Source organism: Arthrobacter sp. GMC3, from assembly GCF_002929305.1.
Classification (GTDB): domain Bacteria; phylum Actinomycetota; class Actinomycetes; order Actinomycetales; family Micrococcaceae; genus Specibacter.
This window is the reverse complement of the sequence record NZ_PJIO01000010.1, coordinates 95,650-108,448: the sequence shown is the minus strand read 5'-3', so window position 1 is coordinate 108,448 and position 12,799 is coordinate 95,650. Positions and strand designations below refer to the sequence as shown.

Annotated in this window: 10 protein-coding genes; 4 read left to right on the top strand and 6 right to left on the bottom strand. The window is 63.3% G+C overall.

The window, feature by feature from the left end; genetic code table 11:
• Positions 1-97: 97 nt before the first annotated feature.
• Entirely contained in the window at positions 98-718 is a 621-nt protein-coding gene (locus tag CXQ94_RS16250; protein WP_104091649.1) for an L-threonylcarbamoyladenylate synthase, read from the bottom strand.
• 254 nt (positions 719-972) lie between these two features.
• Between CXQ94_RS16250 and CXQ94_RS16245 the strand changes: the two genes are divergently transcribed.
• A complete protein-coding gene (locus CXQ94_RS16245; protein WP_104091648.1) occupies positions 973-3,255 on the top strand; it encodes a transglycosylase domain-containing protein in 2,283 nt (760 codons plus the stop codon).
• Between the two features lie 35 nt (positions 3,256-3,290).
• On the opposite strand, the gene CXQ94_RS16240 is transcribed toward CXQ94_RS16245, so the two are convergent.
• From CXQ94_RS16240 to CXQ94_RS16220, 5 genes are all read right to left on the bottom strand, one after another.
• Positions 3,291-4,904, bottom strand: coding sequence for a protease pro-enzyme activation domain-containing protein (locus CXQ94_RS16240; RefSeq protein ID WP_104091616.1), 1,614 nt, complete (start codon positions 4,902-4,904; stop codon positions 3,291-3,293).
• 87 nt (positions 4,905-4,991) lie between these two features.
• Positions 4,992-5,552, bottom strand: coding sequence for a hypothetical protein (locus tag CXQ94_RS16235; protein WP_104091615.1), 561 nt, complete (start codon positions 5,550-5,552; stop codon positions 4,992-4,994).
• A 64-nt stretch (positions 5,553-5,616) separates the two neighbouring features.
• Positions 5,617-7,464, bottom strand: a complete 1,848-nt coding sequence (locus CXQ94_RS16230) for an MFS transporter (protein ID WP_258067133.1) — start codon at positions 7,462-7,464, stop codon at positions 5,617-5,619.
• A gap of 255 nt (positions 7,465-7,719) precedes the next feature.
• Positions 7,720-8,091 carry a DoxX family protein gene (locus tag CXQ94_RS16225; protein ID WP_104091614.1) on the bottom strand — a complete coding sequence of 124 codons (372 nt, stop codon included), beginning with the start codon at positions 8,089-8,091 and terminating at the stop codon, positions 7,720-7,722.
• Between the two features lie 156 nt (positions 8,092-8,247).
• Complete coding sequence (locus CXQ94_RS16220) at positions 8,248-9,276, bottom strand: LacI family DNA-binding transcriptional regulator (protein ID WP_104091613.1); 1,029 nt, start codon at positions 9,274-9,276, stop codon at positions 8,248-8,250.
• 252 nt (positions 9,277-9,528) lie between these two features.
• Between CXQ94_RS16220 and CXQ94_RS16215 the strand changes: the two genes are divergently transcribed.
• The 3 genes from CXQ94_RS16215 to CXQ94_RS16205 are packed head-to-tail and all read left to right on the top strand — an operon-like array spanning position 9,529 to position 12,799.
• The gene (locus CXQ94_RS16215) at positions 9,529-10,662 is read left to right on the top strand and encodes a Gfo/Idh/MocA family protein (protein WP_104091646.1); all 1,134 of its coding nucleotides are present in this window, start codon (positions 9,529-9,531) and stop codon (positions 10,660-10,662) included.
• Between the two features lie 2 nt (positions 10,663-10,664).
• Entirely contained in the window at positions 10,665-11,894 is a 1,230-nt protein-coding gene (locus CXQ94_RS16210; protein ID WP_104091612.1) for a dihydrodipicolinate synthase family protein, read from the top strand.
• Complete coding sequence (locus tag CXQ94_RS16205; protein ID WP_104091611.1) at positions 11,891-12,799, top strand: sugar phosphate isomerase/epimerase; 909 nt, start codon at positions 11,891-11,893, stop codon at positions 12,797-12,799. Before CXQ94_RS16210 ends, CXQ94_RS16205 begins: the two co-directional genes overlap by 4 nt.

Sequence of the window (12,799 nt, the reverse complement as noted above, 5' to 3'; positions counted from 1 at the left end):
GCTCCTTTGCCTGGTGGTCACCCGTGGCAGGTGACCCTGTCTACACGCTAGTCATTCAAGTGCACTTTGGTCTAGGGGCCAGCCGGGCCACGTACGTTTATTCGAAGCGGGAGGGATCGCCCATGCCGCGGCGCACCACTTCGGCGCTTCCACTGGAGAAATCGACCACGGTGGTGGGTTCGGCGCCAACTTCACCGCTGTCGATGACGGCGTCCACCACGTGATCCAGGGTTTCCTTGATTTCCCAACCCTGGGTCAGTGGCTCCTCCTCGCCCGGCAGCAACAGAGTGCTGGAGAGCAGCGGCTCGCCCAGCTCGGCCAGGATGGCGCTAATCAGGGTGCTGCTGGGAATACGCACGCCCACTGTCTTCTTCTTGGGATGCAGCAGGCGCTTGGGGACTTCCTTGGTGGCGGGCAGGATGAACGTGTAGGGGCCCGGGGTGACGGCTTTGATGCTGCGGAAAATGTCGTTGTCCACGGCCACAAACTGTCCCAGCTGCGCAAAATCCTTGCAGACAAGGGTGAAGTGGTGCTTGCTGTCCAGGTTGCGGATGCTGCGGATCCGCTCCAGCGCCTCCCTGTTGCCTATTTGCGCGCCCAGCGCGTAGCAAGAGTCGGTGGGGTAGGCGATCAAGCCGCCAGATTTCAATACCTCCACCACCTGGCTTATCAAACGCGGTTGCGGGTCATCGGGATGGATATCAAAGAATTTGGCCATGGTCGTAAGCATACGTCCGCGCCGTTCTGAGGGCACGCGCCGGGCAGACTCAAACGGGAATCATCCACATTTATGGGTTGTTGGCGGGCATCGTTCAGGTAATTCCCACCTTGGAGGCGCAAACTCTAGAAGTGCCTTGGTGGCATGAATCAGGACGGCGGCAACGCCACACTTACCAGGAAGGCACGCACCACATGCCCACGGGATCGCAAGGCGCAAAACCGAATTCAGGATGGCGGGACAGTGGCACTGCCATGGCAAACCTCGTCAAACTCTTTGTGATCTGTGGCCTGTGCGGGGTCCTTTTGGCGGCATTTTTGGTTCCCATGGGTGCCCTGGCCACGGCCGCCGTGGCAGGGACCAACACGGTGATGAACCAACTCCCCAGCACCCTTTCCACTGCCCCTCCGGCACAGACCACCAAGGTGTTGGCCTCGGATGGTTCCCTGATCGCTTCCTTTTACGCCCAGGACCGGCAGGACGTGAAACTCGCGGATATGTCCCCGTACATCAAGAACGGGATCGTCTCCATTGAGGACGCACGGTTTTACGAGCATGGCGGCATCGACATGACGGGCATCCTGCGGGCACTGGTGGCAACAGTGAAGGGCGGCCGCGAGGGTGCCTCCACCATCACCCAGCAGTACGTGAACAACATCATCATTGAACAGTTGGTGTCCAACGGAAAAACCGACGCCGTGAAACTTGGCCAGCAAAAGACACTGGGCGACAAGATCAATGAGATGAAGCTGGCCATCGGCATGGAAAAGGACATGTCCAAGGACGACATCCTTGCCGGCTACCTGAACATCATCTACTTCGGCAACGGCGCCTACGGGATCGAGGCCGCCGCGAAACTGTACTTCAACACCACCGCCAAGGACCTGACACTGGCCCAGGCAGCCGCGCTGGCGGGCGTGGTCAACAGCCCCAGCTACTACGACCCCATCACCGAGCCTGACCATGTGGTGACCCGCCGCAACGACGTCCTGGCCAACATGCTGACCCAAAAGAAGATTACCCAGAAGGAGTACGACGAAGCGGTGAAGGCGCCGCTGACCCTTGACGTCAACAAGCCAGCGCAGGGCTGCGTTGCAGCATCTACGGCCCCCTACTTCTGTGACTACGTGCAGCAGCTGATCCTCAACGACACCGCGTTCGGGGCCACCACGGAGGAGCGCACCAAGCTGTTGTTGCAGGGCGGACTGACCATCAAGACCACCCTGGATCCGGCCCTGCAGAACGTGGCCCAGGACCAGGTGAATGCCACCATTGCTCCCACAGACCCGTTGCAACGTGGTGCCGCCGTAGTCAGTGTCCAGCCGGGGACCGGCAAGGTCCTGACCATGGCCCAAAACACCATCTACAACCCGGCGGCGGCCCCCGGAAACTATATGGGCAATTTTGCCCTGCCCGTCAACGACGCCAATGGCCTGCCCCTCAACGGCGCCGGCGGCTTCCAACCCGGTTCCACCTTCAAGCCCATTGTCTTTGCCGAATGGCTTAATAGTGGTCACTCCATGATGACGGTGATCAATGGTGCCGTGCGGAAGTACCCGTTGGGCTATCCCTGGAAAAACTCCTGCGGCACCACGGGCGGGGCATACGACCCCGCGGCCGGCGGTGGGAGCTTGTTGCTGCCCAATGACGATCCCGACCACTACTACCCGATGACAGCCTTTGAAGGTCTGTACAACTCCATCAACACCATCACGTTCCAAACGGCTACGCAGCTGGATTTTTGCAACATCCAGAAAATGGCGACGGCCACCGGTATCAAGGACGGCCTCACCAACAAGCCCTATGACGTCTCCGATATCTCCAGTCTGATTGGTACCCACAACGTGGCACCCATCGACATGGCAACCATGATGGCAACCTTCGCCAGCGGCGGTACTCGTTGCGATCCCATCGCCTTGGTCTCGGTGACTGACGGTTCGGGCAAGGCGTACCCGGTTCCTGGCGCCAATTGTCAGCAAACCGTCAGTGCCAAAGTGGCGGCAGGAGTCACCTATGCGCTGCAGAACATGCTGGTGCGCGGTTCGGGCTACCAAATCCCGCTCAACGACAAGTCCAATTCCTTCGCCAAGACCGGCACCACCGACTACAACATCGACACCTGGACCGTCGGGGCGAACAGTGGGATCGCAACCGCTTCATGGTTTGGCAGCTACAAGGGCAATGGGCCCGCCTTCTATAACCAGAACATCACTATCAATGGCCACTACTGGGGTGTTGTGGACGGCGCCAACTTGGCCGGGACACAGTGGGCTGGCGTCATGAACGCCGCCGCCGGTCAACCGGGCATGGCACCGGGGTCGTTGACCCAACCACCGGCATCCATGCTCAGCCAGACGGCGCCACTGATCGCCGGTGTCAACAACCCGCTGGCGAATAGCGGTGCCGTAGCTCCCAGCCAGGTGCAGGCGCCAGCCCCGCAGGCTCCAGCTCAGCCTGCGCCCGTGGTTCCGCAGGCGCCTGCTGCCACGCAGGACCCGGCACCGGCGGCGACCTCCGAGCCCACCAGCGGCCCCTGACCGCAAGCTATGTGGCGGCCGCCACCTAGCTTGCGTTATGGGGTGGTAAGTCCCGTGAGCAGTGCCGTGCCCACCGGGACGCCAAGCCCGGTGCAGGCATCCCACCCAAGCGTGGCCTGGTAGCTGCCGTTGTTTCCCTTGGTGATGTCGCGGAACCCTGGCGCCGTGGCGCTGGCGGTCAGGCCCGCGTACAGGGCCGGTTGTATCAATCCCAGTCCGTGGCCCTGGTGCTGGGCCAGGCGGGCAATCAGGGCTGCCCACAAGGGGGCTACGGCACTGGTGCCGCCAATGACCATGTCCGTACCGTCCACCCTGACCTGGTAGCCGGTCTGGGGGTCGGCCACCGCCGCAACATCTGGCACGCCACGGCCCTTCGGGGCAGCTGGTGCTGTGCTGCCCGCCGCAACGGTGATGTGGTCCTGCCACGCCGGGAGCGGAAAGGTGTCGCTGACGCCGCCGCCGGTGGCGGAACTGGTGGAGTCGTTCCAGACGGTTTCGGCACTAACGGCGCCTGTTTTAGGGTTGGCCAACAGGCGGGTGCCGCCACACCCCACTGCGTGCGGGCTGGAGGCAGGAAAGTCCACGTGGTTCTTTCCGTCGGCCGTGGCGTCGGCGCTTCCGTTGTCTCCCGCGGCGACCGTCACCGTGACCCCCAGCAGGGTTGCATCGATGAAGGCGTTGTCCATGGCGGTGCGCGCCTGGGCCGTCCACTGGTCCTCGCTCTGCCCCCAGCTGATACTCATCGCGGCAGGGGTGGGCGTGTCATGGGCGGCTTGGTTGACGGCGTCCACAAACCCGGCGTCGGTGTTGGGGGCAAAATAGACTTTGATGGCGGCACGTGGGGCCAGAGCCCCCGCCACCTCAACGTCTAGGAGGACCTCGCCGTCGGCCCCTTGAGGGTCCCCTCCTGGCACATTGACCGCACCATCAACACCCACGGCGCTCACCGTGGGTGTGGTGATGCCCAGTTGCGCAAAGTAGGTGTCCAGATCGGCTTGGTCAAAGCCGCCGCCGAGTTCGATGATGGCGATGGTTTCGCCGCTCCCGTCGGTGCCCGCCGGGAAGCTGTAGATGCTGCCCAATTCCAGGGGCGTGTAGCTTACGTTGCCGGCCGCTGCGGGGGTGAGGTGAAACTGGGCCCGGCTGGCCGGCCTGTCGTCGAGGCCCAGCACGGCCGTGATCACCCCGTCCAGTGCTGCTGGCACGGTTAGCCCGCCGGTGCGTTCGCGGTGGGTGACGGTTTCCTTGTTGGGGGCAACGCTGGACACCCGTTGGAGGTGGGTGCCAAAGATGGCGGCGAGATCACCCGCACGCCCGGAGACCCGCAGGCGCCGTGTCAGTGGGTCTGCTTCGGTGACTGTGGCGCCCAGCGCCGTGAGAGTCGTGGTGACCAGCTTGATGTCTTCGGCACTGGCACCATAGCTGGCTGGGGTGGTGGTGGTTGGGGGACCGCCGGGCAGCTCCGCCTCCGGAACCTGCTGCTGGCGGCGCAGATAGACACTGATTTCCAACGTCTCATCTTCAACCGGGAGCGGGTGGCCCGTGGCGGCCGGTGAACTATGCGGGGCCGGCTGGCGTTCACTGCCGGCAAGTGGGACGTTGGCCGGGGAGTCCGCGGCAGGATGTGAGGGGCTGGTTGAACTGTTCATGGCATGCACCAATCAAGACGGCGTAAATGGATGGATACTTCCCCCGCAAGGTTCCATGGCAGCTCCGCGCCGTGTTGTTGGCTGGTGTCAGGTGGGATTGCTTGTCATGGCGGCCCGTTCGGCCCGCTCGAAGGCGAGCTCCAACAGTGTGATGGCTTCCTGGTACCCGGGTTCACCCAGTGTGTCGCGGCGTAGTTGTTCGGCCAGCGCGGCTGCTTTGACCAGGGCGGACGTCTCCGGAACCCGGACGTCACTCATGGCGGGGAAGTCGATGGCGGCCCCGGGATCCAGTTCGTAGTGGCTCCAGCGCGTCAGGATCTGGTGGTGCCGGGCGGTCAATGCGGCGTCCTCAGATGCCCGCAGTGAATATGCCACGGCGGCGATTCTGCTTGCCATGCTTCGCGAGACGATTTTGTTCGCCCAACAGCCGGTCACGACGGCGACAGCCGCCAGCGACGCCGCTGCCAAGGCGCTGGCTGAGGCAGTGATCAGGATGGTCGGCACCACGATGCACAGGCCTGCAAAGCCGTACCAAAATTTGCTGTCGGGATCCTGTTCTTGTGCAGGGCGGGTTTTGATAAGCCATACCGTAGCGCCAGTTGTCAGCGCCACGAGCACCACCAGAACGCCCAGGGTTGCAATGACCATGACGGCACCTCCCGATCAAACAGTCCGGGAACGTCCTGTCCGGGCGTTCACCGTGGGTCCGACATCAATCGAGCCGGTCCTCTACTTCCATTTCAGGCCCTTTGTGCGCAATGGTCAAGGGGTGGCTGGAAACACCGTGGGAATCGCTCCGTGCGTGTTTCCTGGCAGTGCTTGGCTGGGGGACTGTGACCGTTGCGGGTTCGGGGTAGGCGTACTTGCCACCGCGCAAGGCAGAGGCTGCCGCCGCCACCAGGCACGCAATGATCGCGAAGCCAAAAGCCACGGCGAGTCCGTCGGCGAACGGGCCGGAGATCAGCGTTGGGAAGAAGCCGCGGCCGGTGAGGTAGGCGGCGTCGGCCGGTGAAAGTTTGGCCAGTGCGGTGGGGCCAAGCAATGTTTGTACCGGGTTGTAGCCCAGCAGTGAAGAAAAGAGCACGGAGACTGGGGGCAGGTTAGCCACTCTTTCGGCGTCGACGGCGCTGACGCCATGGGCTGTCAGTCCAGAACTCAGGGTAGCTGGCAAGGATCGGGCCAGTCCGGTGATCATGAGTGAGAAGAAGATGCCGATGGAGAGCACCATGGCCGAATTTTGGAAGGTGGTGCTCATTCCGGCGCCCACCCCGCGACGGTTGGGGGGCAGGCTGTTCATGATTCCTGCCCGGTTGGGTGCCGCGAACAGGCCCATGCCAATACCGTTGAGCAGCAGCGCCAGGGCGAAGCTCCAGTAGTCGAAGTCCACCGGCAGCAGTAGCAGCCACACGAAGCTCAGGGCCGCCACCATCATGCCGCCGGTGGAGAGCAGCCTGGCGCCACGTCGATCGGAGATTGCCCCGGAGATGGGGCCGGCCACCAGGAACCCTGCGGTTAGCGGCAGCATGTAGATGCCGGCCCACAGGGGGGTGTCGGCAAAGCTGTAGCCGTGCCGGGGGAGCCAGATGCCCTGCAACCAGATGATCAGGATGAACATGAGCCCGCCGCGGCCGATGGCCGAGAGTAGGCTGGCAAGATTTCCCGCAGTGAACGCCCGTATGCGGAACAGGGAAAGCTCAAACATGGGCTCGGCAACACGGCTTTCCACAACCGCAAAAATCCCCAGGACCACGACGCCTCCCACCAGGGCGCCCAGCACCCACGGGTTCGTCCAGCCCATGGTGTGGTTCCCGTAGGGCTGGATACCGTAGGTGATGCCCACCAGAACGGAGACGAGTCCGGCAGCGAACGTTAGGTTTCCCCACCAGTCAAGCTTTGCCGGTTGCCGAATCCCGTTGTCGTGAAGGCGCAGGTACGCCCAGATGGTGCCGAAGAGACCCACAGGTACGGAGACCAGGAAGACCAGGCGCCAGTCGATGGGGCCCAGCAGCCCACCGATAATGAGACCCAGGAACGCGCCAGCAATGCCCGCCACCTGGTTCAGGCCCAGTGCCAGTCCACGTTGGTCAACGCTGAACGCGTCGGTGATGATGGCGTTGGAGTTGGCCATCAACATGGCCCCGCCCACCCCCTGCAGGATGCGCATCACGATCATCCACATCACCGCGGGGGTGCCTTGCATCCATGTCACGGCCAGCAGGATAGAAAACACCGTGAAGATAGCGAAGCCGGCGTTGTACATTTTGACCCGGCCGTACATGTCACCCAGCCGCCCAAAGCCGACAACTAGAACGGCAGTGGCCACCATGTAGCCCATGATGAGCCACAAAAGGAGGCTGGTATTACCGGGGGCCAGCGGATTGATGCCCACGCCGCGGAAAATATCGGGCAAGGCAATGAGCATGATCGAGGAATTGATCGAAGCCATCAGCACACCCAGTGTGGTGTTGGAAAGGACAATCCATTTGTAGTGCGGTTTGGCCAAGTCTCGAGTCCGTCGAATTGAGCCCTTCTCGCCAGCTTGTGCCCGTGCAAGGTTCACGCTTATCAGCCCCTTGGTAGATCATGGGGCAGGGGCATCTTGGTTACCTCTGTCAACTAACCATGCTAGTCCCGAAGCGGCACGGTGAGCCTGAAAGATTGCCACTTATGTTCGTTCGGCGGACCAAGCCGTGAGCCTCAAGGAAACCGACGCTTGTTCGAAGATATATTCGATCCATCCCCGAGGCGCTCCTCCCGGGGCGCGGCCACCACGCTGCAGCTATCCTCGCTGCGCTCGCAGGCCCCCGCGAAGGTCTTAGCCCGCGAGGCTCGCGAAGCGGCCCCAGGCCACAAAAACGGCCAGGACAAAAAGAACGGCGTTGATGCCGATGCCGCTGAACTCCTTGTGGATCAGGTGATAACGGGATGCGAGCACCATAACAACGGCAAGGGCCACGGCTGCAATAGGTGTGAGGATGGGGGCAATGCCTGTGGCCTGCGGCAGGATCAGACCGATGGCGCCCAGTGTTTCGGCGATTCCGACAAACCGCACCGTTCCGAGCTTGTAGTGGGTGACCCACGACATTTTTTCGGCCAGCCTCGCGACGGGCTGAGTGCACTTGATGAGTCCTGTCGAGAAAAACATGGCGGCCAGCAGGATTTGGACAATCCACAAAACAATGTTCACGGTGGCTTCTCTTTCATGGATCCAAGGCGGTAGGGCGGGCAGTCCACTTGTTGATACAGGGCTAACCTCCGCGGGGGACGATACATTCCACCGAGGCAACTATTGGAACGCCGAGGCGTGGAGCGGCATCCGGATATCCAGATGGTGCGGAGGGCGTCAAGGACGCGGTGGTGCTCCGGCGCTTTCGCGCAGAATAACTTCCCCGGTAACCTCAGCCCCTGCGCCGCCGTCGGGATTCAGGGCAAGTTCCGCCGCAAGCTGGCCAATCCGTTCCAGCGGAAGCCTGTAGGTGGTGAGTCCGGGTGCATGGTCGCGCAGTGTGGGGATGTCATCAAAGCCAGCCACCTGGACATCTTCGGGGATGCGTAGGCCCCGGGAACGCAGGGCCGTCATGGCACCCAATGCCATGACGTCATTGGCGGCCAGGAGGCATAGCGGTTCGGCGCCGGCCCCGGCCTCAATGCCCAGGGAATCTAGGCAGGCAAGAGTCGCCTCATAACCTCCCTGGCTGCCGAATGAACCATGAATGAGCGTGGCGGGAGACGAGCCAAGGTCCTGCAGGGCTGCAATGAATCCTTCCACGCGGGATCTGGCGGTGTTTCGTTCGGCCGGACCGGCCAGGATGGCAAAGCGGCCGATCCCACGTTGGGCCAGTGCATGGACCAATTGGCGTGCACCGGTGAAGTTGTCAACGTGGACAGATTTGGCACCCGGAATGCTTGTCTCGCCCAGGGTCACAACGCGCCCGCCGTTGGTTATGTACTGGGCCAGGGCCCTGCTGAGTCTGGGGTCCTCGGTCTCCAGCCGGGACGCCGCCAAGACAATGGCATCGGTGCGATAGGAGATGAACGCGTTGACGGCCGTCAGTTCCGCATCCTCGCCCATGTCGGTGCTGGCCAGCAGTACCTGGCGACGTGCGCCCAACGCCACCTTCTGCACCCCGTGGGCTATGGCGGAAAAGTAGGGGTCGGCAATGTCGTGCACCACCAGGCCGAAAAGTCCGGTGGTGGAGCGGGCGAGTGCCTGTGCCTGCGCGTTGGCCACATACCCGAGCTCAAGTGCCGCCGCCTGGACACGTTCGGAAATCCCGGCGGCAGGAGTGCGCGCGGAGCCGTTGAGTACGCGTGATGCCGTGGCCAGGGAAACGCCTGCATGGCGGGCGACTTCTGAGAGTTTGACGGGCACTTTGCAGTTCCTTGGGTTTGACGGTGGCAGGCATGACGGTGGTGTGGGGCGGATCACGAGCTGCCCTTGACCTGTGGTGAATCTTCAGCATATATTGGAAAGCGCTTTCCAAACGACAAACCACGCCGGGCTCCCTGGCACGCACTGACAACCACTTCGTAGGAGAAGACCGTGACTCTGACAGCCACCTCCGAGCAAACATCCGCTCAAGCCACTCCCGCAGCTGCCAAGCCTGCCGTCATCCGCATTGCCATGAACGGCATCACCGGGCGCATGGGCTACCGCCAGCACCTGCTGCGTTCCATCCTGCCCCTGCGCGATTCCGGCCTGACCCTGGAAGACGGCACCAAGGTTGCCATTGAACCGATCCTGATCGGCCGCAACGCAGCAAAGGTTCGCGAGCTGGCCGAACTGCACAACGTTGAGCACTGGTCCACTGACTTGGACGCCGTCATCGCCGACCCCACCGTCGACGTCGTTTTTGACGCATCGATGACAAGCCTGCGCGCCGCCACGCTGAAGAAGGCCATGGCTAACGGCAAGCACATCTTCACGGAGAAGCCCACGGCCGAAACCCTCGAAGAAGCCATCGAGTTGGCCCGCATCGCCCAAGACGCCGGCATCACGGCCGGCGTGGTGCACGACAAGCTGTACCTGCCGGGCCTGGTTAAGCTGCGCCGCCTCGTCGAGGAAGGCTTCTTCGGCCGCATCCTCTCGATCCGCGGCGAATTCGGCTACTGGGTGTTCGAAGGCGACCACCAAGCGGCCCAGCGCCCCTCCTGGAACTACCGCAAGGAAGATGGCGGCGGCATGACCACCGACATGTTCTGCCACTGGAACTATGTCCTTGAAGGCATCATCGGCAAGGTCAAAAGCGTCAACGCCAAGACCGCCACGCACATCCCGGCCCGCTGGGACGAGCAGGGCGTCGAGTACAAGGCAACGGCCGACGACGCCGCTTACGGCATCTTTGAGCTGGAGACCCCTGCCGGTGATCCCGTCATCGGCCAGATCAACTCCTCTTGGGCCGTGCGCGTCTACCGTGACGAGTTGGTGGAATTCCAGATCGACGGCACCCACGGTTCCGCCGTGGCCGGCTTGCGCAAGTGTGTCTCCCAGCAGCGTGCCAACACCCCCAAGCCCGTCTGGAACCCGGACCTGCCCGTCACCGAACCCTTCCGCGAGCAGTGGGCCGAGGTTCCCGCCAACGCCGATCTCGACAACGGCTTCAAGCTGCAGTGGGAAGAATTCCTGCGCGATGTCGTGGCCGGCCGCGAACACCGCTATGGCCTGCTTTCCGCAGCCCGCGGTGTGCAGCTTGCCGAGCTGGGCCTGCAGTCCTCCGCCGAGCGCCGCACCCTGGACATCCCGGAAATCGAGCTGTAACCATGACCATTACATTGACGCTCCCGCGCCTGGATGGGGAGCTGGAAACGCTCGCGCTGAACGCTACCGGCCCGTGGCGCAAGCCCACCGCACTGATCACCTCCCGCAAGGTATACGCCGCAGCCCACGTCACCCCCAAGGTTCTGGGTAACAATGTGCCGGGCGCCCCGGCTGACATCGACTGGGACTCCACCCTGGCGTTCCGCCGCGAACTATGGAGCTGGGGCGTGGGTATTGCCGACGCCATGGACACCGCCCAGCGTGGCATGGGCCTGGACTGGGCCGCCACACAGCAGCTCATCAACCGCAGCGCCGCCGAGGCCGCACTCATCGCGACCCCCGAGCGCACGGTCAGGGACCTGCTGGCCTGCGGTGCCGGCACAGATCAGCTGGACCCCGCGACGGTGGAGCCCGGTGAAGCTGGATTGGCTGCCGTCCTGGCCGCATACCGTGAGCAGATCGCCGTTGTCGAGGCTTCCGGAGCGAAGGTCATCATCATGGCTTCTCGCGCCCTGGCCAAGGTTGCCTCGGGCCCTGCCGACTACCTGGCGCTCTACGGTACTTTGCTGTCCGAGGTCACGGAACCCGTGGTCCTGCACTGGCTTGGCACCATGTTCGACCCCGCCCTGGCCGGCTACTGGGGCAGTGAGGACGTCGCCGCCGCTACGGCCACGTTCCAGCAGCTCATCGAAACCCACGCGGCGAAGGTTGACGGGGTGAAGGTTTCCCTGCTCGACGCCGGACACGAGGTTGCACTGCGCGCCTCACTTCCAGCGGGCGTGCGTCTGTACACCGGCGACGACTTCAACTACCCGGAGCTCATCGACGGCGACGGCGAAAACTACTCTGATGCCCTACTGGGGATCTTCGCCGCGATCGCACCCGCCGCGTCCACCGCGCTGCAGGCGTACGACGCCGGTCAGCCCGCCGAAGCCCGGGCCATCCTGGACTCCACCCGGGATCTGGGCCTGCACATCTTCGAGGCGCCAACGTACTACTACAAAACGGGCATTGCGTTTCTGGCGTGGCTCAACGGCTTCCAGCCCGGCTTCCAAATGATCGGCGGTCTGCACGCCGGACGCGACCTGAACCACCTGGCTAAGCTGTTCCGTCTGGCCAATACCGCCGGTCTGCTGCTTGACCCGGAGCTGGCCGCCACCCGCATGGCCGGCTTCCTCAACGCCTCAGGTATTCCCTCCCAGGTCACCGTCGCCGAAGAGGTCAACGCATGAGCAACTTTGACAAGCTCTCCATCAACACTGCCACGATCAAAAGGGCCTCACTCGCAGAGGCCCTGGCCGCAACAAAGGCTGCCGGCCTGTCCCATATCGGGCTGTGGCGGGACAAGGTGGCCGAGGTGGGGCTTGAGGCGGCCGTAAAGATGGTGAAGGCGTCCGGCCTGCAGGTCTCCAGCCTGTGCCGGGGCGGGTTTCTAACCGCAGCGGACGAGGCGGGACAGGCTGCCGCACTGGCCGACAACAAGGCCGCCATCCTTGAAGCCAAGGCCCTGGGCACCACCGAGATCATCATGGTGGTGGGCGGGTTGCCCGACTTCAGTGTTTCGCCCGGGGCCGTCGACGGTGGCGGCGCTGCGGTTGCCGTGGCTGGCGGAAAGGATCTGGTGCTGGCCCGCCAGCGCGTGGCGGACCGTCTCGCAGAACTGGTTCCGTTCGCGCTGGAACACGGCGTGCGGTTGGTTCTTGAGCCGCTGCACCCCATGTTCGCAGCAGACCGTGCCGTTCTCTCGACGCTGGGGCAGGCCCTAGACCTGGCCGCCCCGCACCCGGTGGAGGCTGTCGGCGTCGTGGTTGATACCTTCCACGTCTGGTGGGACCCGTCCCTGCGCGAGGTGATTGCCCGTGCCGGTGCCGAGGGTCGCATTGCCTCCTACCAGGTGTGCGATTTCAACCTCCCCATCGCCTCCGACGCGCTGCTATCCCGCGGGTTCATGGGCGACGGCGTTGTTGACTTTGCCTCCATCGGTGCGTGGGTTGCCGAGACAGGCTACGACGGCGTCGTCGAGGTGGAAATCTTCAACGAGGACATCTGGGCCCAGCCTTTCGCAGACGTGATCGACACCGTGAAGGACCGCTACGCCGAACTCGTCGAGCCGTACCTCGCAGTCGTCAGCGTGTAG